This window comes from Xanthomonas bonasiae (genome assembly GCF_017163705.1).
Lineage (GTDB): Bacteria > Pseudomonadota > Gammaproteobacteria > Xanthomonadales > Xanthomonadaceae > Xanthomonas_A > Xanthomonas_A bonasiae.
The window spans coordinates 1-24,592 of the sequence record NZ_JAFIWB010000030.1; the positions used below are offsets into that span (position 1 = coordinate 1).

At 63.0% G+C, this 24,592-nt stretch carries 19 protein-coding genes, 1 tRNA gene and 2 pseudogenes; 10 read left to right on the forward strand and 12 right to left on the reverse strand.

The window, feature by feature from the left end; translation table 11 throughout:
* The 5 genes and pseudogenes from JR064_RS19805 to JR064_RS19825 form a co-directional block, all read right to left on the reverse strand.
* Window positions 1-549: pseudogene (locus JR064_RS19805) on the reverse strand (hemolysin secretion protein D); the annotation flags it as partial.
* Window positions 546-2,714, reverse strand: a complete 2,169-nt coding sequence (locus tag JR064_RS19810; RefSeq protein WP_206230858.1) for a type I secretion system permease/ATPase — start codon at window positions 2,712-2,714, stop codon at window positions 546-548. The pseudogene JR064_RS19805 and the gene JR064_RS19810, both read right to left, overlap by 4 nt.
* A gap of 252 nt (window positions 2,715-2,966) precedes the next feature.
* Window positions 2,967-3,605, reverse strand: coding sequence for a hypothetical protein (locus tag JR064_RS19815; protein ID WP_206230859.1), 639 nt, complete (start codon window positions 3,603-3,605; stop codon window positions 2,967-2,969).
* A 279-nt stretch (window positions 3,606-3,884) separates the two neighbouring features.
* Window positions 3,885-4,106 carry a hypothetical protein gene (locus tag JR064_RS19820; protein WP_206230860.1) on the reverse strand — a complete coding sequence of 74 codons (222 nt, stop codon included), beginning with the start codon at window positions 4,104-4,106 and terminating at the stop codon, window positions 3,885-3,887.
* A 27-nt stretch (window positions 4,107-4,133) separates the two neighbouring features.
* Window positions 4,134-4,805, reverse strand: coding sequence for a J domain-containing protein (locus JR064_RS19825; RefSeq protein ID WP_206230861.1), 672 nt, complete (start codon window positions 4,803-4,805; stop codon window positions 4,134-4,136).
* 276 nt (window positions 4,806-5,081) lie between these two features.
* Between JR064_RS19825 and JR064_RS19830 the strand changes: the two genes are divergently transcribed.
* Window positions 5,082-5,279: a helix-turn-helix domain-containing protein gene (locus JR064_RS19830; RefSeq protein WP_225209973.1), complete on the forward strand. Its 198-nt coding sequence runs from the start codon at window positions 5,082-5,084 to the stop codon at window positions 5,277-5,279.
* Between the two features lie 118 nt (window positions 5,280-5,397).
* Here the strand turns inward: JR064_RS19830 and JR064_RS19835 are convergent, their stop codons facing one another.
* Window positions 5,398-5,898 carry a JAB domain-containing protein gene (locus JR064_RS19835; RefSeq protein ID WP_206230862.1) on the reverse strand — a complete coding sequence of 167 codons (501 nt, stop codon included), beginning with the start codon at window positions 5,896-5,898 and terminating at the stop codon, window positions 5,398-5,400.
* Window positions 5,898-6,854, reverse strand: coding sequence for a DUF932 domain-containing protein (locus tag JR064_RS19840; protein WP_206230863.1), 957 nt, complete (start codon window positions 6,852-6,854; stop codon window positions 5,898-5,900). The genes JR064_RS19835 and JR064_RS19840 overlap by 1 nt, the downstream gene beginning before the upstream one ends.
* Before the next feature lie 672 nt (window positions 6,855-7,526).
* Between JR064_RS19840 and JR064_RS19845 the strand changes: the two genes are divergently transcribed.
* The 4 genes from JR064_RS19845 (at window position 7,527) to JR064_RS19860 (ending at window position 13,525) form a co-directional block, all read left to right on the forward strand.
* Window positions 7,527-8,156 (forward strand): imm11 family protein, encoded by a 630-nt coding sequence (locus JR064_RS19845; protein ID WP_206230864.1) that lies wholly within the window; start codon window positions 7,527-7,529, stop codon window positions 8,154-8,156.
* Between the two features lie 322 nt (window positions 8,157-8,478).
* Window positions 8,479-12,318 (forward strand): hypothetical protein, encoded by a 3,840-nt coding sequence (locus JR064_RS19850; protein WP_206230895.1) that lies wholly within the window; start codon window positions 8,479-8,481, stop codon window positions 12,316-12,318.
* Window positions 12,319-12,363: 45 nt separating this feature from the next.
* Entirely contained in the window at window positions 12,364-12,999 is a 636-nt protein-coding gene (locus tag JR064_RS19855) for a hypothetical protein (protein WP_206230865.1), read from the forward strand.
* 100 nt (window positions 13,000-13,099) lie between these two features.
* Window positions 13,100-13,525 carry a hypothetical protein gene (locus JR064_RS19860; protein ID WP_206230866.1) on the forward strand — a complete coding sequence of 142 codons (426 nt, stop codon included), beginning with the start codon at window positions 13,100-13,102 and terminating at the stop codon, window positions 13,523-13,525.
* Here the strand turns inward: JR064_RS19860 and JR064_RS19865 are convergent.
* Entirely contained in the window at window positions 13,509-15,023 is a 1,515-nt protein-coding gene (locus tag JR064_RS19865) for an MASE1 domain-containing protein (protein ID WP_206230867.1), read from the reverse strand. The genes JR064_RS19860 and JR064_RS19865 overlap by 17 nt on opposite strands.
* 138 nt (window positions 15,024-15,161) lie before the next feature.
* Between JR064_RS19865 and JR064_RS19870 the strand changes: the two genes are divergently transcribed.
* A complete protein-coding gene (locus tag JR064_RS19870; protein WP_206230868.1) occupies window positions 15,162-15,290 on the forward strand; it encodes an IncC plasmid conjugative DNA transfer DtrJ family protein in 129 nt (42 codons plus the stop codon).
* Between the two features lie 113 nt (window positions 15,291-15,403).
* Here the strand turns inward: JR064_RS19870 and JR064_RS19875 are convergent, their stop codons facing one another.
* Window positions 15,404-16,057: a hypothetical protein gene (locus JR064_RS19875; RefSeq protein WP_206230869.1), complete on the reverse strand. Its 654-nt coding sequence runs from the start codon at window positions 16,055-16,057 to the stop codon at window positions 15,404-15,406.
* Between the two features lie 1,188 nt (window positions 16,058-17,245).
* Window positions 17,246-18,157: an HNH endonuclease gene (locus tag JR064_RS19880; protein ID WP_206230870.1), complete on the reverse strand. Its 912-nt coding sequence runs from the start codon at window positions 18,155-18,157 to the stop codon at window positions 17,246-17,248.
* A 345-nt stretch (window positions 18,158-18,502) separates the two neighbouring features.
* On the opposite strand from JR064_RS19880, the gene JR064_RS19885 reads away from it, so the two are divergent.
* Window positions 18,503-18,712: a hypothetical protein gene (locus tag JR064_RS19885; protein ID WP_206230871.1), complete on the forward strand. Its 210-nt coding sequence runs from the start codon at window positions 18,503-18,505 to the stop codon at window positions 18,710-18,712.
* Window positions 18,709-19,119 (forward strand): SymE family type I addiction module toxin, encoded by a 411-nt coding sequence (locus JR064_RS19890; RefSeq protein ID WP_206230872.1) that lies wholly within the window; start codon window positions 18,709-18,711, stop codon window positions 19,117-19,119. The genes JR064_RS19885 and JR064_RS19890 overlap by 4 nt, the downstream gene beginning before the upstream one ends.
* A gap of 564 nt (window positions 19,120-19,683) precedes the next feature.
* Here the strand turns inward: JR064_RS19890 and JR064_RS19895 are convergent.
* Window positions 19,684-19,935 (reverse strand): annotated as a pseudogene (locus tag JR064_RS19895) (formyltransferase family protein); the annotation flags it as partial.
* Window positions 19,936-20,103: 168 nt separating this feature from the next.
* Between JR064_RS19895 and JR064_RS19900 the strand changes: the two are divergent.
* Together JR064_RS19900 and JR064_RS19905 are read left to right on the forward strand one after the other, a co-directional pair.
* Window positions 20,104-21,303 (forward strand): toll/interleukin-1 receptor domain-containing protein, encoded by a 1,200-nt coding sequence (locus JR064_RS19900; protein WP_206230873.1) that lies wholly within the window; start codon window positions 20,104-20,106, stop codon window positions 21,301-21,303.
* 282 nt (window positions 21,304-21,585) lie between these two features.
* The gene (locus JR064_RS19905) at window positions 21,586-23,910 is read left to right on the forward strand and encodes a hypothetical protein (RefSeq protein ID WP_179567612.1); all 2,325 of its coding nucleotides are present in this window, start codon (window positions 21,586-21,588) and stop codon (window positions 23,908-23,910) included.
* Between the two features lie 416 nt (window positions 23,911-24,326).
* Here the strand turns inward: JR064_RS19905 and JR064_RS19910 are convergent.
* Window positions 24,327-24,402, reverse strand: a tRNA-Ile gene (locus JR064_RS19910).
* Window positions 24,403-24,592 lie beyond the last annotated feature (190 nt).

Here is a 24,592-nt window from a genome sequence, read left to right on the forward strand (position 1 = left end):
CTGCTCGGCGGCGAAGCGTCCGGCCGGCACGTCCGCTGCCGAGGCCAAACGCGGGGCCAGACCGCTGTCGATGGCAATGGCCAGGGCGGTCAGGCGCAACGCCGCCAGACGCGCCTCGATCAGCGTCTCGCCAGCCTGGGTCAACTCGGCGCCCGTGGTGGTGGCATCCAGCTCGATCAGCGCTTCGCCGGCCATCACCCGCTGGCCATCGCGCACCAGAATGCGCCGCACAACGGCCGTCTCGGCCGGCTGGATGATCTTGGTACGCGAATCGGCGACGGTCTTGCCCGGCGCCACTGCGACGATGTCCAGTTTGCCTAGGCATGCCCAGAGCAGGGCGATACAGAAGAACGCGACGATGGTCCGCATCGTCCAGCGCACCGTGGGCGAGACCGGAGTCTCGATCAGCTCCAGGTGGGCCGGCAGGAATGCCCGCTCGTCGTCGCTGCGCTCGGGCGAGTCCAGCTCGCGGCGCGAGGCCCAGGCGGAGCGAAACACGCCCACGTAGCGCTGCGCGAATGCACGGACCCCCTCGATGACGTGCTTCATGCCACCCCCGCCTGCAACCGGTGTAGCCGTGCGTAATGCCCGTCTGGGCGGTCGACCAGTTCGGCATGGGTGCCGGTCTCGACGATCTGCCCCTTCTCCACCACCACGATCCGGTTCGCGCGCCGCACCGTCGATAGCCGATGGGCGATGATCAACACGGTGCGGCCCTTGCAGATGGAGTGCATGTTGGCCATCACCGCATGCTCGGACTCGTAGTCCAGTGCGCTGGTGGCCTCGTCGAGGATCAGGATGCGCGGATCGGTGATCAGCGCCCGGGCGATGGCGATGCGCTGGCGCTGCCCGCCGGAAAGGCCGGTGCCGTGTTCGCCCACCGAGGTGTCGTAGCCTTCGGACAATTCGGTGATGAAGTCGTGCGCGCCCGCCAGCTTCGCGGCGCGGATGACCCGCTCCAGCGGCATCCCGGGATCGGCCAGCGCGATGTTCTCGCGGATGCTGCGGTTGAACAGGAAGTTCTCCTGCAGCACGACGCCGAGCTGGCGGCGCAGCCAAGCCGGATCGGCCAGGGCCAGATCATGGCCGTCGATCAGCACGCGGCCGCGCTCGGGGGTGTAGAGCCGCTGCACCAGCTTGGTCAGCGTGCTCTTGCCCGAGCCGGAGCGCCCGACGATCCCGATCACCTCACCGGGCTTGATGTCCAACTCGACGCCGGCCAGGACCTCCGGCGCCTCCGGACGGTAGCGGAAGTGCACGCGTTCGAAACCGATCCGGCCCTGGATGGGCGGCAGCGCCATCTTGCTGCCGGGCAGCTCGGTACGCGTGTTGAGGATGTCACCCAGCCGCTCGACCGAGATGCCGACCTGCTGGAAGTCCTGCCACAGCTGTGCCAGGCGGATGATCGGGGCCGACACCTGGCCGGAAAGCATGTTGAAGGCAATCAGCTGGCCCAGCGAAAGCCTGCCGTCGATCACCAATTTGGCGCCAAAGAAGAGGATCGCCACGCCCACCAGCTTCTGCACCAGTTGCACGCTTTGCTGGCCGATGGTTGCCACGCGGGTCACGCCGAAGCCGGCGCTGACATAGCCGGCCAGCTGGTTGTCCCAGGTGCGCGTTGCGCGTGGATCGACCGCCATAGCCTTGACGGTGCCGATGCCGCTGACGGTCTCAACCAGGAACGACTGGTTGTCCGCACCGCGCGCGAACTTGTCCTGCAGGCGCTTGCGCAGCACCGGCGTGATCGCGCCGGAGATCAGCGCGTACAACGGCAACGAAATCACCACCACCAAGGTCAGCCAGCCGCTGTACCAGAACATCACCGCCAGGAAGACCACGGTGAACAGCAGGTCCAGTACTGAGGTCAGTGCCTGCCCGGTCAGGAAACTTCGGATGTTCTCCAGCTCGCGCACGCGGGCGATGGTGTCGCCGACGCGCCGCGACTCGAAGTACGCCAGCGGCAGCGCCAATACGTGACGAAACAAACGCGCCCCCAGCTCCACGTCGATCTTGCTGCTGGTGTGGGCGAAGACGTAGGTGCGCAGCCCCGTCAGCACCACCTCGAACACCGCCATGCAGACCAGGCCGATGGCGATCACGTCCAGGGTGGTGAGGCCGTTGTGGACCAGCACCTTGTCCATCACCACCTGGAAGAACAGGGGCGTGACCAGCGCGAACAACTGGATGAAGAGCGAGACGACGAACACTTCCAGCAGCATCCGCCGGTACTTGACGATGGCCGGGATGAACCAGGTGAAGTCGAACTTGGCCAGTTGGCCCAGCACCGACGCGCGCGAGGCGACCTGCAGCAGGCGCCCGCCATACCGACGCTCCAACTCCTCCACTGCAATCTGGCGCGGACGCCGCTCGGCGAGATCGTGGATCAGCGCCTGGTCGCCTTGAATGCGGGCAATCAGAAAGGCTTCGCCCGTCGTTCCCCAAGCCAGCGCTGGAAAGTTCGCCATGGACAGGCGACCGGCCGGCACCCGGGAGATCTTGGCTTTCAGGCCAAGCTTGCGGGCAGCCAATAGCAGAGTGACTTCGTCGAAGGCCTCTCCGCTCCTGCCGAACTCATGGGCAAGCTGGGACGCATCGGCAGCGATTCCATGGAACTGCGCCAACAGCACAAGGCCACGCAACGCCAGATCCGGCGGCGGATCTGCCGCAGGCACTTCTTCCCCAACGAGCGCTAACGCGACTCCCCCCTGTTGCATAACGTCCCTGCTATGCGGCCCTCAATGGCCTTGATGGCGCGGAGCATTGCGGGAAGTTCACGTAATGTCAACAGTCTTGCCGATCCCGGGGGAACGCCGGAGGGTCCCCCGCCTACCCGCACTTTGACTCGGCCGACTCGCGACCTCATCGCTCGTCCCCTCTTATGTGCATACCACCTGTTGACCGAAGAAAAAGAGAGGCCACCATAGGAGGAGAGCCTAAGGCTCTCCTCCTATGGTGGCAGTTTGGGACTAGGATCGCGGCTGCACCTGTATCCATTTTCCGTTGTGAACCACGTATGCAGCCTCTTCCTCGGTCGAAGGGCAGCAATCCGGATCATTCGGCCCCTGGACCAACACCTTCAGGCGAACCATGCCATCCCGTACATCCATGCCTTGAATCGCGTTTCCGAAGCCGCCAACTGGTTGGTTATCCATGAGCTTCAGTCGTTCCGCTTCCCGCGAAAAGACAGCCAGGTAGGTTGTATGGCCATTGCCACCGCCGGCTCCCTCCAAGGTGTACAACACCACGACCTCAGGCCGACCATCGCCTGTGAGATCTTCGACAGCCGATTTACGGGCGTCCTTATATTCGCTTGCGCCACCGTCCTTCACCGCCTGCTCGGTGATCATCGCGGCGATGACCTCCTCGTCGGGCACTGCAGGCGCCACGGGAACCGTAGATGCAGCTTCCGCTGGCTTGGCACCAGCAACAACCTGTTCCTGCTTGGCACATTGGACCTTCTCGGCTTCCGCGCGGGACAGGCCCGCGGGCACCGCACAGCCTGCCAGATTGATCTCGCCAGCACTGGTTGGTGCCCCTTCTTTGTTGCACCCCGCAAGTGCCAGTGCGGTGATCAGGATAGTCGATGCGATATGGATTTGCTTCATGTCAGTTCCTTGATTGTTTTCTGCATTGTTGTGCCGCGTCGGCGAGTCGATCGGGGAAGTCCGGAGGTGGGTAACCACGTTCCTCGATGGCGACCAGTCCCTTCTCTCCGTACCTTTCCTGTAACTCATCGATGGCACACGTGCACGTGGACCGAGAGGCACCACTGCCTACACAGCTGGCGATGAACTGATCGCGCACCTTGTCCAGCTTGCTGCTGCAGCCGCCCACGAGGAGCAGGACCACGAGCCACACTGCTGCGTTATTCACCACTCTCCGGTTCATCTGCGCCCCCTGGACCTGAGCGAGAGGACGGACAGGATCACCAACAGCCAGATGACGCCGCTCAGCAGCTTCCCGAAGGACGGGAACACGACGGCGGGCCATACCAGCGCCTGCCCCAGGTTGTAGAAGAACCCCTTGTAGGCGTACTGCCCCCAGATATCGAAGCAAATCGCAGCTATCAGCACCGTTGCACCGTAGATTCCAACCAAATACTTCATCACCGCTCCTTCTTGATGGATTTTTGTTCAAGCAGATTCCTGCAGGTATCGGGTGACGGCCTTGAACAACGTTCTAAGATCGTCCCGGTTTGGTATGTTCAATTCGGCGTACCGTTCGCCGTTGATGTAGACGTACTTGCCTTCGGCAGTAATCTCCTCCAGGCATCCCAACAGCCGGGTATCAACCGGCTGAAACGCGCCCTTGAACCGGATCTCTGATTCCGTCATCAGGATTCCTTCCCTTGCGCCGCCAAACAGCGTGTCGTCGATCAGGGCCACGACGTCTTTGGGACGGATCCCTTCGCCATAGCTGTCGATCGCACCACCAAGCTTCTTTCTTGGAATGTGCGGGGACACGAACACTCTTTCGAAGGGTTCATCGTCGAACACCAGGTGTCCCAGAGCCTCCTTTAGGCTTGGGGCGGGCGCCGCGTCCGGACGCCGCGGATGTGCTGCGGATCCGGAGGCCTGGGACTGGCGGACATGGTCGAACAGAGCGCGCTCCGCCGGATCCTTGAGTATCGCGTAAGCCCCGATGACCTCCTGCATCCTGCTGGTGGCCCAGGCCTGGGTTTCCCCATCTGCATTGGCGTAGCGATCCGGGTGGTACTGGCTTCGCCGACCCCGGTATGCCAGCTCGATCTCTTCCGGCCCGGCATTGGGACGGATCCCGAGTACTTCGTAGTAGTCCTTCCCCAATTTAGATCTCCTACTTCTCTTCGATTTGAACGCGCCAATGTGCGCAAGCCCGGGGCGGCCGCCACTCACCGCCCCCGTCCAGGAAGGCAGATGTCGGCATCACGCGGGCAGGAGTCGCTTTTTTCATTCATCCCCCTTGCTTTTGATCTGCCACCCAGATGGCCTGGCACTGCCAAACCCGGCTCCAGCGCGGAATTATGCTAATCGTAGTATGTCGAATAGTAGTATTCAAACCGAGACCATCCCGCGATGGCTCGGGCAGCTCACGAAACTCGGTTGGTCACCGTCTTTGCCGGCAACGTCCGGCGATTGAGGAAGGAGCGCGGGCTGTCGCAGGAAGAGCTTGCCGAGGCTGCAGGCGTCCACAGGACCTACATCGGCATGCTTGAGCGTGGCGAGAAGAATGTGACGATCTACAACATCGAGCGCATCGCACTGGCGCTCCGGGTTCGCCCCGGGTCACTTCTTGACTGACGTCAATCCTGTGGCCGGCCCCTTGGGGCTCGGCCACTGCTCATGAAACAGGACGAGTCGATGCCCGGCCTTTGCCGGGCGTACCATGCCGAGACCGGCCCCAAAGCGGATACCAGCCCTACAGCAATCCCTGGGCAGCCATCGAGACCGCCTGATCGGCGGTGACCACGAAGTGGTCCAGCAACCGGATATCCACCAGCCGCAGGACGTTCTTCAACTGTGCTGTGACCGCCCGATCAGCTGCGGAGACCTCGGCAAGGCCGCTGGGGTGGTTGTGGGCCACCATGACTGCTGCCGCGTTCAAGACCAGCGCGCGCTGGACCACGATGCGTGGATGCACCTCCGCCCCGTCCAACGAGCCGGAGAACAACCGCTCCACCGCGACCAGCCTGTGCCGGGTATCCAGAAAGGCCACCTCGAAATGCTCCCGAACCTCGTCGCCCAGCCGCAATCGGAAGAACCGCCCGCACGTGCCGGGATCGTTCATCAGCATGTCGGACTTGTTGGCCCGGTTCTCAAGGATGCGCAGCGCACGAGCGATCACCTTGTCCTGGCGAACACGGTCTGGTTCATCGCCTGACGTGCCGGCCGATGGCGTTTGATCCATTGGTGTCGTCATCAGGCCACCAGCGTCATCATTTCGTCCCAGGCCCGTTGCTTGATCGCCGCCCCTTGACCGAACCAGGCCGCGTCGCGGCGGTGATCGTCGCTGCGCGCGCGGCGATGGTGATCGATGAACTCGGTCACGCTGTTGAGCAAGCCCCAGGCCGTACCGCGGCTTGAGGCCATCAGTGCACCGCGCCCACCGCCCTCGTACAGAGAGCGCACGTTGGCCAACGCTTGCTCGTTCACTACCGCGGCCTTGCCGTCAGGTGCGGCGTAGGTCAGCACCCGGCGCAGCAGCACTTCCACCGAGTCCGGATCCACCGGTCTCTCCACCAGTGCCTTCATCCGGGCCACGAACCCATCCCAGGACGAGACGGTGATGCCCAACTGGCGCTTCACCACGTCCGGGTCGAACTGGCTGCGGTGCGGCACCTTGATGGCTCCGGATGCGTTGCCCAGTGCGATGGACAGGGTGTTGTTGCAGACCACCCGGACCGACGTGAACTGCGCCGTGGTCGCCAACGTGCCGTCGCAGGCGGTAGCCAGCAGCAGGTAGCCATTTACCTTGTCCCGTCCTTTCAGCGTCGCGCTCTGTCCAGTCCGGGCCAGCGCCCAAAACTTGCGGCCCTCGCGCAGCACCCCTGCCGTTTCCAGTTCGAAGCCGTTGCTGGAGGTCAGATCCCGATAAAACTCCAGGATCTGGCCCGGCTGCACGACCTGGAAGCGCTTGGACACCACCGACAGGGGCAAACGCGTATCCGAGCGGTAAAGCACCTTCTGCTCCGGGAAGGCATGGATCACGCCAAGGTTGTGGCTACCCGCAACGTAGCGCACCTCCGCCTCCTCTATCTTCCAGTCCATGCCCGCCTGACGCTTCCATACGTCGATGGGCTGCCGCGGTGCCAGCCGGTTACCCAAGCCGTGCCAGGGTATCTCTCCGGCGTAGGCCATCGTTTCGATCAAGTGCATTTCTGTCTCCTCGTTGTTGACGGCACAAACGCACAAGGCCCGGACGATGCCGGGCCTTGTGCGAGGTGCCAAGGTGGGTTGGGGATCAGTCGAACGAATCGACGAGGTCACCACATCTGCTGCATGCAGTGCTCGCCGTGCATTTCATGACACCAGCAAGAACAGCCGTAGCCACGACCATCACGCAATAGATCAGCTCGACCTTGCTCCTCATGCTCATTTGCTCCTGCAAGGACGCTACCGGCGCAGCGTCATACGCGAAGCCGGTACCAACCAGCTTCAAGGAGGTGATATGGGTTTGAAATTTCGTCGAATCGCGGGCTTATAAGGATCGCCCAGCAGATCCAGATCTGCGCCAGCATCATGGTTTGTTGCCCATGGGACGAGCAACGACAGCGACTTCCCAAGCTTGGCCCCAGCGGCGCCCGAATGGCTTCGATCATCCTGAACCCGGGGCTTTCTCACCGGCGACCCACAGAGCTTCGCGGAGAAGTACCGGATCACGGCGCTGGCTCAGTGCAAGTGAGGCCGTCAGACTTTTCCTAATGCGCATCGCCACTTGAACTGGCATCCTAGGCACGCTCACCCAACTTCCTAGCGATAGTTGAATGGCCGACGATGGAGAGAAACGGTCGATTGCTCGGCCCATGCAAGGAACCGGCTGAAACTCAAATGACAACCCAAAACAAACCAGAGAAGGGCGAGTTCTACATCCTTCAACCAGACATGCGAGGCGGTGGTCGGGGGCATGGCGTGGAGTTCGTGAATGAAAAGGCCGTGCCGTTTCCAGCCTATCTGAGCAGCCCCCCGGAAAGCGGCGGACTGGCCATGCTGCAGGAAGCACCGCGCTTGCGCTACGACCATCGGATGGGCGACATGCCGCGCGACCTGGACAGTGGATTCAAGGACTATTGGCTGGTGTCTGAGCCGCTTAAACAGGTGTTCCAAGCGGTGGACCCCGAAGGGTTTGCATTCGTGCCGTGTGAGTTCCTGTTGGAAGATGGTTCGCATGCGCCGCCGCATTACCTGTGCGAGGTGGTCAGGATGCTGGATGCGATCGACGAGGCAGCATCAACGGTCAAGGTCCTGACGGGATATCCGAACGGGAAGTATTACAGCATTGCTGGCGGCGCCGACTTTGCATTCAAGAAAGAAGTGATTGGATCCGCGCACGTCTTCCGGACGCCCTATACGGCGGATGCTTTTTGTGACCAGGTCTTGCGTGATGCCTTGCTTGACAGTGGTTTCGGCAAATCGCCAAGGACGCGCGGCGTTCGGCTCATAGACGCCGCCGGTTGCTGACTCGTGTTGCCCCTCGAGTGCTTGGGAGTCGCAAGACGTGCCATCCACTAGTGTCATCCTGCAGAGCCATCACGTCCTTGAGCAGAGCCTTTTCCGCCAACATGTCTTGCTCAAGACGTTGGTCGAACATGGACTGATCGACCAAGACGCATCGGTCAACCGCCTGTATCTGCCAGTGGATGGCGAGCTAGCCGACGATCTCGAAACCTCGCCGCACCGAGGGAGGACGCGTAGTTCTTATACGGATGGAATCACCCGCAATCTGGACGATATCCGAAATTCTCCCGACGGCCGTGCTGCGCTGAACAGCGATCCCGCCGCGCTGAGGCGCGTGGCCGCCCAGGTCAATGAACTGCAGGACACCCTCAAGATTGCCCTGATCAACGGCGATGCCTACACGACGACGCCGGACAGGCTGACCAAGGACGAGGCCAACGCGCAGAATCGCAGGACGCTTTCCGACCTCGATCAATACCGTGCCGAACACGCGGATCAGTTGAAGACACTTCGTTCGATGGGTGCCGTCGAATCCGAATGGGCTGCGATCACGCACTCGGAGCACCGGATCGTGAAGGTAATCGGGGCTGCGCGCACCGGCTCGGCCAATCTGGTCGCCGCGCCAGGCGAACCTGCCGCCAGGGAGATCGCCGGCCGCGCGGAGTTCCGCATGGCGGTGACGCACGCCGAACAAGCGGGGAACGTGAGTTTGTCCGCGCCGAATGCCGTGTTGGTCAAGCAGGTGCTGGGGGACGATCTGCCAGGCATCGGTGGCGTTCCGCGAGGCGCCTACCACCTGGCGGGCGCCACACTGAACACGTACAAGCCCTTGTCGCAACGCGGCTTCGCCACCGTCGAACTCCTGGCGGGCGACCACTCGGCCGGCCAACTGCTGCGCGGTGCCGGGCTGCTCGCCAGCGCCGCGGACACCGCTATCACTGCGCGCCGTGCCGGCGAACTGTACGGCCAGGACAACCCGCTCGCGGCCCAATCGGAACTGGCCCACTTCGCAGGCCGCAACGCAGGCGGCTGGGCCGGCGGCACCGCAGCTGCCTATGCACTCGGAAGCTCCGGCGCCGGGCCGATGGTATTGATCGCGGCCGACGCGTACTTCATGAGCAAGGCCGGGGAAAAAGCCGCCGACCTGCTGGACAACCGCCAGATCTACCAACAGACGGACCGCGATGGGACGCACTGGTCGTTCGACGGCCGCGCCTGGTCGCGCGAGGGCATGGCCGACACCACCCCTGACGGGGTGAACAATCCGACCGCCATGCCGATCATGGCCAGCTACGAGAAGGCGCGCGAGCTGAACTACCTCGCCACCAACGCCGCGGCGGCGCTGGCGCTCAAGGATGCGCCGGAACCGGACGATCCCTGCCGCCTGCCGGCCAACGACAGCGACCTCCCCAGCCTGGCCCCGGCAGACTGGACGCGCAGCGCAGCCGATGGTCAGTGGCATCGCCAGGCCAAGATCGGCGTCTCTGGTGCCAACGACCGCGGCATCTACCAGTCGGAAACCGCGTCGCCGCCGCGGGCGGCCGAGCTGGACGCCCAGGCCGCGGCCGTCGTCGCGCGCAACGTCGCCAACAGTCCCGGCGCCATCGCCGCGCGCTATGAACTGGCCTACCACCGCAGCGGCTGGGCCGCTGATGGCTATCCGATGTCGCCGGCCGTGCAACGGGCATTGCCCGATCCGGATGCCTTGACCACCTCGAACGGCCAGCAGTACCGCCGCGATGCAGAGGGACACTGGTCCGCCGATGGCGTCCCCGCCGATGGCAATCGGGCACTGGAGCTGGACACCGCACGGGCGATGCTGCAACCGGCCCTGGCCGAACACGCTCAGGCCCTGGCAGCCATCCGGCAGTCGCCACCCTCGCCGCAGGCCGTGCAAGCCGAGCACACGCTCTACCGGTACCGCATCGCCGGAACGGAACTCCATCCGGACTGGCGCGAGGCCATCGATCTCGCCACCCAGCGCACACGCGAGTCGCAAGGACTCTCCGGCGATGGCGCGCTGCAGCTGCAGCGCGGCCCCGGTGGGGTATTCGGTGCCGACAGCCCGATCGCCCATCTCCAGCGCGGCGCCGACGGGGTGGATCGCATCGCGGCAGTCACCAGCACCGAGGACATCCGGCTGGCGCTGCAAGAGGTGCGGGCGCACCAGCCAGCCCTACCGACCTCCGACACTCCGGCGTCGCGGCTGGCGTCGACGGCGCGCACCTCCGACGGGTCGGCCGACTCGGATGGCGCGTCCTCCAACCCGTCTTCCAGCCCGCAGCATGCGCTCGACATGCAGGCACAGACCCAGGCGGCAAGCGCCGCGCAGCAACGCCAGGAGCGCGAACAGCAGGAGCGCCAGGCCCAAGAGCAGCAGGCCGGGCAGGCGCGCGAGCACGCACTGGCCCAGGCGTCCCACGAGGAACAAGCGCATGCGGCCCAGGCGCTTGAGGCGCATACCGCGCTCGACCGTCAAAGCCGGGACCTGCAGCAGCGCGAACAACAAGAACGCCAGACGCAGGAAATCCAGCAACGCACGCAGGAACAGCGCCAGGCCCAGGAAGCCCAGCAGCGCGAGCATGAGCAACGCGAGGCCCAGGAAACGCAACAGCGCGAACGGGAGCAACGCCAGGCCGAAACCGACCAACAGCGTGAGCAGGAACAGCGTCCCACCCAGGATGCGTTGCCGCGCGAGCAGGAACGACGCCAGGCCGAGGCCGCGCCGGCAGCGCCGGCAGCGCAGGAGCAGCGACAGGCCCAGGAAGCCTTTCCGCACGGGCAGGCGCCGCGCCCGTCGCAGGACGCCATGCCGCTGCCGCACGGACCGGAGCGGCGCCAGGCCAATAACGCGCTGCCGCCCGGGCAGGAACAGCGACACGTCCAGGATGCCCAGTCGCGCACCCAGGAGCCACTTGGTGCCCAGGAGCGCTTCGCCCAAGACACCGACGAGCAACCGGCGCCGTCTCGGCAACCCCAGGAGGCCGAGGCATTTTCGCAAGGTACGCACGAACACCAAGCCCAGGAAGGTCGCGCACAAGATGCACAGCATCCGGCAGCGCCGGTGATCGCGCACGCATCGGCCATGCACCCCACCGATGCGCAGGAGCCACCCGAGCAGCGCTTGCCGAGCGCACATGCGTCGGCCCTGCACGAGGACGCGCCACTGCAACGGCGCGATGAGGCCTTGGAAGCGCCTGTGCAGGAGCGACACGCCCAGGCCACGGAGACAGCGTTGGATGCGTCGATGGCCCTGCCGCTCGCTGCGGAGCGCACCGAAGACCCGCGCATGCCAACGCTCCCGATGCCACCATCGGACAGGCCAGTGGCCGACCACGGACTCGCACTCGCGTCTTCCTCGGGAACGCGCGGTGCCGACCGCGCCAGCGGCGGCATCGAAGGCGACGAAACCGCCCGCGAGCAGCGCCGCGATGCACCAGCGGATGGACAGAATGCGCGCGCCGCTCCTGTGCCGGAGGAAAGAGCCGAAACCTGGGAGGAGACGCTGCAAACGATGCGCGCACTCCGGATACAGCTCGAAAAAGACCTCCAGCAGGAAAAGCGCCTGGAACAGGAAAGGCAGGAGCGTAGGGAGCGGGGAGACGATCGTCCCCTCGCAGACCTTGATGCTCGCCGTCAGCAGGATGCGCGCGCCCCTGCACCAACCGAGCACGCGGCGTCCGAGCCGCAGCCCGCCACGGCGCGGCGCGATGCCGCCCCTGCCACGGCGCAAAGGCCCGGCGAGCCGGACGATCCCCACCTGCCCCAGCGCAAGGAGATCACTAGCGACCGCGACGTGGACGATCTACTGCACGCCATCGATTCCAGGAACGACGCCGCGATCGAGCAGGCCTTGAACCGGATCTCCAACAGTCCCCTCACCCATGCCCTGCTGCAACAGGGCCATGAGCACCTGGAGGCCAAGGCCATGCAGGAAGCGACTGAACAGGTCACGGCGATGCAGTCGCTGGGATTGGATACGTCGGCCGAAGTGCAGACCAGCCGTGGTCCGGTGATGGTGATGACCCTGCCGCAGTTCGCCAGCGGGCCGATGATGCAAGGTGGCGCACCGGGAGGGGGTGGGGGCGGCGGTGATGGAGGGGGCGGCGGTGGTGGAGGCAGTGGCGGCGGTGGTGGGGGAGGAGGCGGTGGAGGCGGCGGGTAATCGCAGCCCGATCCTGCGGTGAGTGGAATTTTCAAGAGGGACACGATGGATACGCCAAGCACGCCTGCGCTACCGGAAAGCGGAACTTCCACCGAGGCGCTGCAAGAAACGATCAAGGCCATGGCGGCATTGATCGCAACGATGCAAGTACGGGAACAAAGCCTGCAAGACCAGATCTCCCGGCAGCTGCAGGTGCTCAATGGCGCGGTCGGCAACGCCGACCGGAGCGTCAATCGCGTGGTGGAGAATGCGCTGCCGCGACTGACGCAATTGACGCAACAGGCGCTCTCGGTAGCGCTGGATCCGGCGGCCGAGCGATTCGATCGCACGCTGACCGCTGCGCACCAGACGCTGCAGCAAGCCACCCAGCGCTACGCGCAAGCGCAGCAATCCCTGGAAGCCACGGCGATGCGCCGCATGTGGATGGGATCCATTGCCATGCTGGGGGCGGCCGTCATGGGATTGTGCAGCGTGGGGTACGTGCTCTACAGCGCCAAGGCGACACTGGCCGAGGCCGAACAACGCCGGGCGGAAATAGCGTACCTGGATCGCGTCGCACGGGCCGACCTGGTGCCCTGCGGCGAAGACAGACTCTGCGCCGACTTCGAGAAGAAGGGGCAGCGCTACGGCAACCAAGGCCAATATCGGGTCATCACCCTGCGCCAATCCAATTCACACTGAGCCACTGCGCTTGTCAACCGCGCCGAAGCGCGGACCACGTACCGTGGTCGTGCCTGAACTGCAGGCGGACATTCCCCAGCAGGGGAAAAGGAACAGTGTGATGGAGATGAAAGCAAAGACCCTGGCATTGGTTGTCGTCGTCGCAGGAGCGGCCCTGTCCTTCCAGGCCCATGCGCAATCGTGCTGCCCCTCGGGTGGGCACGGCGTGCCGGCGGCCACCGGGCTGGGTGAAAGCGCGCCCCGCGCGGCCAACCTCGCCACCGATTCGGCGTGGCGTATCTACGAGTTCCAACGCGACGGCGTGACCTATCTGCAGATCAACGACGCCACCGGCGTGGTACGGGCCGCGGTCGGGCGCATCAATGAGACCTTGTGGGTGCTTCCCATGGGCAAGGACGTGGCCCGCGTGTCGCTGTCGGCCACGCCTGCCGTCCCGGGGCGCGTGGTCTACCAGACCGGGGATTTCGTTGTCTGGTTGCGATCGGATGCGAAGGGCGATGCCTGGGTGGTCACTTCGCCAGATTGATCCCGACGCCTACGCGCTCGGAGACGAGAAAGCTCAAGGCCAACGCGTGGTGGCGCCGACAGGTGCCGCCATGCGTCTTGAGCCGAACCGACAGCTCCCGATCGGACTCAGGATGTTCACGCCGCACGGCGTTGAGCACGGACGCATCGGCGGTGATGCGCACGACGATCCCCTGCATGCCCCGCACCCGCCATACCCGGGCCTGGATCAGGTGGGTTCGCGCAACGGGCAACGTCTCCACGGCGTTGAGCACGCAGCGATAGGCCACCAGCTGCAGTCCCAGCGAAAGCTTGCAGGGATCGCCGCGCATCCGCCAGCGGAACTTCGTGTTGCACAGATTGGCGAAGCTAACCGAGCGCAACGTGTGGTACAGGCCATGCGTCTCGATGCCCAGCGGATAGAGCGCCGTGACGTACTCATCGAGCAGTTGCGCCTGGATAACCCCGGTGCGCGTCATCTGCATCGCCGCCGCGTGGTGCCCCTGGGAGCGCAGGTACTCCACGACGTCCCTGCGCATCCGATTGATCTGCACGGTGAGATCTGTGTAGTCGACCACCCGTTTGCGCAGGGTGCGCTCGGCAGACAGGTAGCCGGCCTGTGCGAATTCCAGTGCCTGCTCCCGCACCCGCCCGAAATCGCGCACTTGCCGGTAGGCGGCAGAGATGCGCGAGCCGAACGCAAACAGGCCGGTGGCGGCGACCGCGAGCAGTATCTGTACGGCGAAAGCCTGTGGGTCGTGCACGCCGGCTTCGACGGTCTTGGGCAGCGACAGGGCCACCGCGACGTTGGCCAGTACCACGCCCAGTGCCGCACCGCGCCATCCATGGCGCAGGGTGAGCGCGATGGCGGGCACGACCAGCAGCACCCTCAGGAACTGCCGCAGCACGGTGTCGCCGATGAGGGTGATAGCGACGAACAGAAGCGCCACCACCGCGACGGACGCCAGGCCTTCGTGCAGCAGATGGGACGGACGGCGCAAGGCTTCGTCGCGCCGCAGCCAAAGGAGCGCCGGCAGGATGAACATCAAGGTGCCCAAGTAGTCGCCCAGCCAGTACCTAATCAGGGTGTCGATCGGCGCCGGCTCCGATGGGCCGCCCAGCGCAGCATTGAGCGCCATGTTGCACAACGTGCTCCACAAGGCCGTCACCAGCGCGACCGGCAGCAGCCACTGGTCCTTGCGCATCAAATCGGGGATATGCAAGCGCGCCGTGACGGGAAGCAGCGAGACCGCGGGCATCAAGAGGAACGGGCTCAGGTAGGCCCAGGTGGTGCTGGCACCCCAGTTATCGACCCTCGGCACGCGCAGCACCAGCAGGGCCGCGACGTCACCCGCCAGCAACCAGGGCCATCGCCGCGCAGGCAGGAAGAGCAGGCTCGCAACGCGCAATCCAGCCGGCAGATACCACTGATCCACGGAGCATCGCCAAGCCAGCAGGAACGCGGCGCAGTAGCCCGCGCTCAGCAAGGCGCCTTTGGCAATGTCTTTTACAGCGGCCATTCGACCATCCGTGGCGTGTCAGAGTCACTGTACAAGCCGCGCGCGCTGCAGCAGTAGACATTTCCCCTCCCATGCGCATGAAAGCCACATACAGACTGTGCTCGGAAAAATCGCGCAACACTACGTCGAGGGGCGCGCTTGGTTGGATGGGCGACCTACCTGACCTTGCCGGTCAGCATGCATCCGGTGACGATCCTGCTGCCCAGCGCGGTGCTGCTCGGGGTGGCGATGGACATCGCCACGGGTAGCTTCAAGAAGTACCCCTGAGCGCTGGCGTCACTTCTCCACGCGTAGCGGCCTTCAATGCGGTGACCTGTGGCTGGTGAATCAGCAGCCGCAGATCCCACCGATTCGGTGCCCTCAGCGCTCGCGAGCGCAACCTATTCCGCCATGCCGGCTACGGACGCCAGGTGCGCACCATAGAACTCCATGTTGACGACGACGAACGTCGGTTCCTCGATGACTTGGTACGCGAAGATCTCTTGGTGTGTTCCCGACCTGGGCAGCGCCTTGAACTTCAGGTCTGCCCATACCCGAAATCCTTCGACCAATGACGAGAATTCGGAGTCGGCCTCAGGACCGATGGGAATAAAAAGCGGCCAGACCGCCAAGTCGCCCAAGAGCTTTCGCCGATGGCCGTGGTGAAGGAAATAGAGTGCGCGCGCCATCTTTTCCAGGCACGTGCTCACGAGTTCGAACTCAAGCAGGAAGTCGCCGTCTATCGCCAGCACCTCGCCCTCCCACCGAAAACCGAAGCGGTGCAGATTCCTGCTGCGTTTCTGCGCTAGTCTGACGGCCCCCCTGGCCACGCTACGCCTGACCTCTTCCGGAGTATCCGAGGCGATCGCTCCAAGGAGGAACTTCAGGTACTCGTCCGCTTTCGAGGTGGCCTCGTTGTGCGCTTTGCACGAGGGCACTGTCATCAATTGGGACCAGTCGCCTTCTTTCGGGAACAGGCATTTCGGCGGAACATGTTCGCGTCCAGTAGCTGCAGCATCGCAGTGGTAGCAGGTGCCGGTCTCAAGACGTGCCATGTGGGCTCCTTGCAATTCTACAGATCGACATGCAGTGGAACTGAAACCAACTTTCGCGGCAGGATGGGCCGCCAATGCGGAGGCCGCCGCCCCACCCTGGCGCCGGCGCGGCAACTCGTTTTTTCAATAGCTTGTTGACGACGGATGCCATCGAGCCATTCCTCAGATCGGCTAAATCGACCAGCGCGATCTTGATCTGCAGGCCACCGCGCCGGTGCGGTCGGCGCCATCTGTCTACGAATCGAGACATAAGCCGACTTGGCGCCTGCCCGCTTTCACCTGGGGCCTGACCACGGAGGCTTCACCGCTCAAGACTCCAAAGGCCCAGGCCGAAATTTCGAGGAGCCCTTCTTGCCCTTGTGCAGATAGAACAGCACCGACTCAAGCACTGCAGAACCTCGATGGATCGACCGCTCCGGAGTACAGCAATGTCTTTTGCAGCGGCCATTCGACCATCCGTGGCTCATGTCAAAGCCGCTTTACAAGTAGTGCGCGCTACAGGAGTAGACCTTTGGTTTTTCCCTAGGCATCCCGGCGGTTTCTGGAAAATCTGCCGGTTCCGTCAATGTGCGCTGGAGGATCGCATGGGCCACGGTGGGGACAAGGAGCCGTCGCAGATCAACCGCGACGAACATCAATCACTGCCATCGACTTTTCCAACCTGGGCATGCCGGGATATTCAGTTAGAATTTGTAAAAGTTCAACTCAGTAGAGCCAGGTGGCATCAAGAATGAACACGCCGTGCGGACGCGGCAAAGATTTCGACCCGGAGGGATGCCGCCCTCAACCAGGCTCGGAAATTTCCGTTGGGACAATCCGGGTAAAGGTACGCGCGTGACGGACATGACTGTCCAAGATGCCAGCCCAATGAGCCGATTTCTCAGAATGGCAGTCGTGGCAGGCGTCGAGAGCGCGGTCCGAATCCACATCGATCGTGGAGATAACCTCAACGCGCGCGACGAGAAATGGCAAACGCCTCTGATGCTGAGCCCCCCCGACCTTAATTCCTACAAATCAAAAGCTTGTGGCGGATTGTTTTCGAAAAACCGCGCACATGGCGCTATTTCGGCGGTTACCATACCTACGAGGAACGCAGAACGTGTGCGTGCTTTTGCAAACCAAAGGTGCCGCAATATATTACTTACTGACAGTAAAACTCGGGTATAGCTCACGATCAGATTCATATCCCTAATGCTTGAAGCGATTTTGCCTGTGCCATTCCAGATAGGTTTGATGCGGTCGCAATTTTGAAATCCCAGGAAGGATAAGGCGACGATCTCTGACGATCAGTCTGTCGATTTCGCCAGGAACTCCGTGTGGCGATACAAGAATTTCATAGTCTGGCGAAATCGAGATCAGGCCACGATCGAATAGCCAATGGGCGGTTCCTGTGAGCGCGATGCCGTTACGCACTGTGTCTGGGCCGTTCGCTTCGACTGGGCAAATGTGCGCTGCCTGTACTTCTGGCCTGCCGCCCCCATTAATGAGCCGCAAGCCGGTAACCGAGCAGGTGTTCTCGTATGCATTCCTGACATGTCTACGAAATGCCACGTCTCGGAACGCTCTGTTTGTCAGTCTCTGAACAACACTTCTCTCTGCATAGAGGGGCACTTCGCCTTCACTGATCCTGTCCCCTGTCGAATCGATCGCGGCGTCCTGAGGCTCCCACGCCTCGGTAGGCGTGGACATGCCTAATCTGATGATCGCATCGAATTCCTCGGGGCTGATGCTGCGTGCGGACCGTCCGAACGCCCCCTTGTTTGTTGATCCGTCATCCTTCTTCAGCATGGATTCGTAGTAATGACCGTTCTGGGAGAACGGCACCGCGCGATCAAATTCGATGAACTCTCCTAGGCGGGCATAGAAGTGCCCTTGGCGCATCTTGTCTGGATCGACGGAGAGCACGCGTGCGCAAGCAAAATACGCGCTGCGTCCGGTCGCGCTGTTCGCACCGGAAGTCCGCCTAGGTTCGTAGTAGATGATCAGATCGCCAATTGCTGCCTCGACTACACGAAGATAGGTTGAAGGAAAGTGGTAGCGCTCCTCGATCCTATCGTCGTATGCGGAACTTTCGGATGCAGTAAAAACAGCATGGGTCATGGTCATCCTCGCTACACACCAGGTTACCAACTTGGTGTGTGGAGATGGTAAGTCAAAGCTGCCCTAGGCAATGCCTTTGGTGATTGACAACCCGTCTGATCCAGAGGCAAGCTGTTAAGCAAGGAGCGTCGAAACTCCTCTAAGAGCGGTACCCACCTCCGACAAGCCGGTGGGTTTTTTGTGCCCGATCTTCGGGCGCTAGCCGATGCGATGCCTGCGTCGGGAGGGCGGCTAATACAACACCCTTCGCGGAAATACGCCCGCCGGCTCTTAGCGGTTTCGAACCTCCCGACATCCCGTCGCCCTGGGCGACGGGTCTTTATCTTGTCCAAGGAGGGCGTTGCTATGCACACAGCACCATCCCCGCCGGCCCGCGCGCCGGGTTACCTTTTGCCGGCCGCCGCGCACGGTTTTCTTTGCGAGGTCGGCGACGCGCTGGGCCGGATGGCCACGCTGCCGTACAGCCTGCGCCACCTGTCCGACCGCATCAACGCCGCCCTGCACCAATGCACCGCACCGGCCTGGTCCAGCCACAACCGTCGGGAGGCGCTATGAGCCGCCGCCCCGCAGCCGACACGCCCACGGCCGCAGCGGCCCGCCCCTCGCGCCGCCGCGCACCGCGGGTGCAATGGGTCTGCGTGGACCCGCCGCCCACGCCGGCGCCCACCGAGGAGGAGTTGCGCGCCGGGCTGCTCGAGGACATCAACGAGGCCACGCTCCGCCGCTGCCGCCCACGCGTCCCACGCCAGCCCACCCACTGCACCGTCGGCGTCGATCACTATCCCAGCAAGCAACGCCACACCGGTGACCGCCGCGTCCCAGTCCTACGCCTGAGCGGCCTGTGGCTGGAACAACTGGGCTTTGCCATCGGCAGCAAGGTGCAGGTGACCGTCCGCGCTGGCGAGGTCGTGGTATCAGTGGTCGACGCGAATGCCGTAGATGGGCAACGCGATGATCCTTGAAACCTCAGGGACGAAGGCCGTTCATCCCCCGGTGGTCCCACCCTAGGCCGGCCACATGCACGATACGCGGCCGGACGTCCCAGCGCACGTTCCACTACTTCCTGGCCGCATGCCAAAGCACTCACACGCGTGGCACAGCAGGCGGCGATCGCGATGTCGATCTTCGTTGTCCAGGAAGATCACGCAACGGTTGAAACTACGCTCGACGATATACTCTGTGATGCCTAGAAGCGCCGATTTTCGTTGCTGGCTCAGGGGCGGTGACAGAGCAACTGCCAAATGCTGACTCAAGAACAGGAGCCAGGTTCACTCTAACTTCGGCTTATTTTCAAGAGCAAACAAACATCCTGTTCTTGTAAGCATAAATTGTCCGCGATCTAAAGGCATAAGATGTCCGCCAAGGACCTACCCACGCCCGTCCACCATGCATTGCCGTATTGCCATGCATTTCCGGCTAGCAGGATGCAGGCATCACGCCCTCAGCTGCGCTACAGGCGCGCTAGACCCGCCAATCAAGCCAGGGAACTTGCGGGCGTAAGCGGCACCCTCCTCCGGTTGCTTTCACGGCAGAGGGGTCAGGCCGGCGTGCAGCACGCCCAGGCCTTCGGCCAGCACGGTGGCTAGGCGGTCGCGCAGCTGGTCCGGTCTCCCGCTGGCCGATCGCGGTGATCTGCGCCAGCAGCCCAGGGCGGTGTCCAGTCCGGCTTCCATCTGCTTCAGACACACGCCAGTCTCGGCGTTGCCGGCCTCGATGGCGCGCTGGATCGGCGCAGCGCCACGCCAACGCGGCACGGACGACTCTGCAACGTCATGGCAAGCGCAACGCGCAGGCGCTCCGGGACCGAAGCTGTCATGTATCAGCGCGGGATGCCGCCGGCCGTCCCTCGGGACGCCTGAAATCCTCGCCGGAAAGCCGGGATGTCCCGCGTATGGATTGGTCCTCCTGTTTCAGGCACGATCTGCTCACGGAGGACGGATATGGTCATGAAGTTCAACGGGAAGCCGTTCAAGGCCGATGACTTCCAGAAGGCGTTGCACAAGGCCGCCGCAAAGCTGGTGGACGACCACCTGCGCGAACGGGTGGCTTCTGTTCGCGATCCGGAAACCGGGCGGTTCGCCACCGTGATCGTCGACGGCGAGCACTTAGACGACATGAGTTTGCGCATCGAGGGGACACCTGCCGTCCTGGATCAAGTGCGCCAGGATCTTAACGTGGAGGCCGATGTGGAGGATAACGAACGCGACCAGACCGGCGCAGAAATTCCGCCGAAAGTCTTCCTAAGCTTCGGCTGGGAGGATCACGACCTGGCAAGACGAATTGCGGAAGCCTTGCAGCGAAATGGCATATCGACGTGGTGGTCGGAGTGGGAGATCATGATGGGCGATAGCCTGCGTCGCAAGATCGACCAGGGTATTGGCGACTGCACGCACTTCATCGTCCTGCTGACTCCTACATCGATCAGCCGGCCCTGGGTGCAGGAAGAGATGGATGCGGGCTTCGTCCAGAAGCTCGGCCGGGGCGCCAAGTTCATCGGCCTGCGCCATGGACTGGAGGCATCCCGGCTGCCGCCGCTGCTGGCCGGCTCGCTTTCGCCCGAGATAGACCGGGAGCTAACCCAAATCCAGCAGTTGATCAACGACATCCATGGCATCTCGCGAAAGCCTGCTTTAGGGCGAGCCCCTGCCCAGACTTTGCTGCCGAAGACCCGCTACACGTCGGCGGCGATGGCGATCGCCGAGTACTTCGTCAAGAAAAGCCACAACGGGGAGTTCGGCGACGTCAGCGACGACGAGGAGTGCATCGCACAACACACTTCGTTGTCCCGCGAAGACGTCACCGACGCGCTCTACGAACTGCGGCGCTGGCTCAAGATCGACTACGGCACGGTGATTGTCCGGGATACGTTCTATGCCGAATTCGACCGCTACTGGAAGCCTTGGAACCCGGCCGAGGATGCACTTAGGCTCGCTGCGGATACCGTCAACGATGCCAGCTTTCCCAGGGCGCCCGATCAGATCGGCCAGCGCTACGGATGGGAGCCGCGGCGCCTAAACCCGGCCATGGCCTATCTCGAAGAGCGTGAGGCCGTGCAGTTGTCGAAAGCTCTTGCGACCAGCCCCTACATCTGCTTCGAGATTCGGCGCAACGACGCGACCAGGCGCTTCGTCCGCAGCCGCGTCTGAAGCGACAGCATGCAGGAACTTATGGGCCTTTGCGCCGCCCCCGCAGGCGGCCGGGCTCCGGGTTTCGCGCGGCCAGCGACGCCTGGATCAAGAGCCGTTTTTTCCCGAAGGATTGCTGCGGAGCTCGAAAGTTCCACCAGCAACTTGCCGCGCTCCAGAACGTACGGGGAAGCGAATCCGGGGAGCGCGCACAACAACGCCAACACCAGTCAAGTATCGTCCTGCACTGAAGTAAACCGACAATATCCAAATAATGATGTAGACGAACCGAACAAGGAGAACATGGCCGACACCGTACGAGTCAATCTGTGCTACCGGCCCTTGCGCATCGGCTGGGCGGTTCGCGCGGACGACCTGGAGGGGTTTCGAAGGGCGGTACGCTACTCCCACGTCCTCTGGGGTGGACGCTTCAATCCAATTCTGATCGTCGACAACGAGGAGGAAGCCCGGCAACAGGTCGAGCTATTCCGTCTGGATGTCGTTTGGCCGCTGGGCGACAGCCTGGAAGTCCGAGAGTTCGCCGAGCGCTTTCCCCACCTGAAGCCCTCGTTCCACGGCGGCTCTATCTTCGTCAAACAAGCGCGGTGGCGAAACTTCTCGAGGGTGCTCGATATCTTCAACACCGCTGCGCATTGGCACAACAAGCCCGAGTGGACCCAGTTCAAGGATATGGGTCTGTGCAAGTACGAGTGGCAAGGCGACGATCCGCTGGCGGACGTGTTCTTGATGCAGTTCGGCAGGTATCCGGACGTTGAGGAAGTCGGCGTCGACTACGCAGCGATGGTCGAGGAACTGCTGGACCCGATCACGGTAGCGCTGCAGCAGGACGCGGCGATACCTGGCGATTTCCTGCGGCGCCCGAGCCTGTCATCGGTGTGTAGATTCGCGATTGGGCGTCACTACACGGTGCGCCCCGGCTGGGAAACGCCCGGCTTCTTTATCGGCGACGCAGGCGATCTTGAGGACCTCATCTGTTACTGGAACATCCGCGCCTGCGACGTCCCCCTGTGGTTTCTCGACACCGCCCACCTTGATCGCTACGCAGGTCTGATACCGCAGATGGAGGCCATCATCCAGGAGATGGCGCAACACAGCATGGACGCGGACGCGGGCCTGGGCGTTTGGTCACGCGGCGATGCCGCGCAAGTCGACCAACTGTTCGAGAACAGGCGGCTGATCGTGCACAGCGTCGGGGAGGGATTCTGGTCCGGAAGCGCGGTCGTACCACCGGTCATGCGCCTTGGAGAAGCGTCGACGCTGGGCGTCATCGGAAGCGAACGCGGCGTGCCACGCGTGAGCTTCGCGCTGACAGAGAAGCCCTACCACGGACACCCGCATTACATGCATCAGCACCTCGTTGCCTCTGTGTCGCTGATCGGCGGCCTCTTCGGCGATCAACAGCACACGTTCCATGTTCCATACGTTCCGGAGCTCAATCATTTCTACGCCCGGACCATGCATTTCGAGCACGATAAGCTGCGCGTCGAGCCGGAGCAGGTCGGGCTCATCATCGATGCCGCCGATCACGATGCGTTTCTCAACGCAATGCCAGTCGCTGAACTGATCAGACGCATCTTCGCGTTGGCGGGTTACAACAGCACGCTGAGCAACAGCGGACGCATCGCCCGACAGCTGCTGACGCAACTGGGAGGCCTGCAGGGCGCGCGCGTATTCAAGATTCCTGGAGCCAGGGAGTTGTTGAGGTCCTTCGGCCCCCGGGCGACGTTCTCCAGGGAGGTTGCGCTTGCGACGATTTCGGGAAAGACCAGCGAGGAACTGAGGGGCACGTTCGGCGCGCACGTCGATCTCTTCCTCGGGCCACGCCCGATCGAGCAGAAGCTGACGCCTCCTCACGTCTTCGCGGCCATGGTGGACGCGGGACTGTTCAGGATCGGCGTCGACCTGGATTGCCCGCAATGCGGAATGAGGAGCTGGGTCGCGCTCGACGTACTCAAGCAGCAGATCAGCTGTGAACTGTGCGGTCACGACTATGACGCGACTGGCCAACTGTTGGCCAGCGAGTGGCGTTTCCGGCGCTCAGGCGTGCTGGGTGCGGAGCGCAACGCACAAGGGGCTATTCCCGTGGTGCTGACGCTGCAGCAGCTGGATGCAAACCTGGACCGGGCGTTCAGTTCCTGCGTCTACTCTCCCTCGATCGACCTGAAGCCCCGCAACGACCCGCAACATCCTGACTGCGAGGTCGACTTCGTGTGGGTGCAGATGAATACCTATCCGAAGCGCACCTCCGTCATCCTCGGCGAATGCAAGGACCGTGGCCGCATCGAACCGGATGAGTTCCGGCGCGACGTCGAAAATCTGCGCCGCATCGCCGATGCCTTCCCATCGGATCGATTCCAGACTTACGTGGCGTACATCAAGCTCGCGCCGTTCACGAAAGAGGAGATCGCGATCGCCAGCGTGTTGAACGACGAGCATCGACGCCGGGTGATTTTGCTCTCTGCCCGTGAACTGGAGCCCTACCACCTGTTCGAACGTGTCAAAGCCGAACATGGCATCGGCATTCGGGCACACTCATGCGAGGAACTGGCGCTGATCACCCACCAGCTCTACTTCACCGACGTTGCCGGCGATACGGTCGAGCCCTAGCAGCTGCCCTTGCGTGCGTATCGCAGTTTCTTCGAAAGCCGCGGCACTGCCTTGGCGATGGTCGCAATCTGGAAAGCGCTAGCCGTATCCATTCGGAAGATCGCCGGTCCATAGAGTCATTTCATAGCCTTCATGGTCAAGGATCCTCATTGTCCGAAGCTCTGGTGACTTCTAGAATGTGTGAGAGCTCGTGCAGCACCGCGATGGGCACCGCGCTCTCTCCAAGCCAAGTGACATCAGAACGCTTGCGTATATGCTCTAAGCCCTCAAGCCCCGCTATTTCAATGGCACCGTATTCGCTGGCTTCGCCTCTCAGCCTGAAAGGAAGTAAGGCCGTACAAGAGTGGGGTCAGGCTCACTTCCAACGTCCGCTCATCTTGAAGAGCAGACAACATGCAATCGCTTTTGCATGTTTGTGGTGGGCCCACCAGGATTCGAACCTGGAACCAAAGGATTATGAGTCCTCTGCTCTAACCGTTGAGCTATAGGCCCGGATGCGTCCGGAGCGGGCGGGCGATGCGTCGGCCGCCGGCTTGGCGCCTCTGGCGTGCATGCAGAGGAAGGCGCCGAGGCGGGCGTGAGTTTAGCGTCCAGGGAGGCGTCGTGTCTTCCTGGGCTGTCGGTGCGTGTGCAACCGCCGGCTTGCTTGCGTGTTGGCTACCTAGGGCAAATGGCAAGGCGG

What these genes read in the sequence shown, in the direction of transcription:
- JR064_RS19810 (WP_206230858.1), bottom strand. Translation starts at nt 2,714, where the DNA reads ATGCAACAGGGGGGAGTCGCGTTAGCGCTCGTTGGGGAAGAAGTGCCT.
- JR064_RS19815 (WP_206230859.1), bottom strand. Translation starts at nt 3,605, where the DNA reads ATGAAGCAAATCCATATCGCATCGACTATCCTGATCACCGCACTGGCA.
- JR064_RS19820 (WP_206230860.1), bottom strand. Translation starts at nt 4,106, where the DNA reads ATGAAGTATTTGGTTGGAATCTACGGTGCAACGGTGCTGATAGCTGCG.
- JR064_RS19835 (WP_206230862.1), bottom strand. Translation starts at nt 5,898, where the DNA reads ATGACGACACCAATGGATCAAACGCCATCGGCCGGCACGTCAGGCGAT.
- JR064_RS19840 (WP_206230863.1), bottom strand. Translation starts at nt 6,854, where the DNA reads ATGCACTTGATCGAAACGATGGCCTACGCCGGAGAGATACCCTGGCAC.
- JR064_RS19845 (WP_206230864.1), top strand. Translation starts at nt 7,527, where the DNA reads ATGACAACCCAAAACAAACCAGAGAAGGGCGAGTTCTACATCCTTCAA.
- JR064_RS19855 (WP_206230865.1), top strand. Translation starts at nt 12,364, where the DNA reads ATGGATACGCCAAGCACGCCTGCGCTACCGGAAAGCGGAACTTCCACC.
- JR064_RS19860 (WP_206230866.1), top strand. Translation starts at nt 13,100, where the DNA reads ATGGAGATGAAAGCAAAGACCCTGGCATTGGTTGTCGTCGTCGCAGGA.
- JR064_RS19865 (WP_206230867.1), bottom strand. Translation starts at nt 15,023, where the DNA reads ATGGCCGCTGTAAAAGACATTGCCAAAGGCGCCTTGCTGAGCGCGGGC.
- JR064_RS19875 (WP_206230869.1), bottom strand. Translation starts at nt 16,057, where the DNA reads ATGGCACGTCTTGAGACCGGCACCTGCTACCACTGCGATGCTGCAGCT.
- JR064_RS19880 (WP_206230870.1), bottom strand. Translation starts at nt 18,157, where the DNA reads ATGACCCATGCTGTTTTTACTGCATCCGAAAGTTCCGCATACGACGAT.
- JR064_RS19885 (WP_206230871.1), top strand. Translation starts at nt 18,503, where the DNA reads ATGCACACAGCACCATCCCCGCCGGCCCGCGCGCCGGGTTACCTTTTG.
- JR064_RS19890 (WP_206230872.1), top strand. Translation starts at nt 18,709, where the DNA reads ATGAGCCGCCGCCCCGCAGCCGACACGCCCACGGCCGCAGCGGCCCGC.
- JR064_RS19900 (WP_206230873.1), top strand. Translation starts at nt 20,104, where the DNA reads ATGAAGTTCAACGGGAAGCCGTTCAAGGCCGATGACTTCCAGAAGGCG.
- JR064_RS19905 (WP_179567612.1), top strand. Translation starts at nt 21,586, where the DNA reads ATGGCCGACACCGTACGAGTCAATCTGTGCTACCGGCCCTTGCGCATC.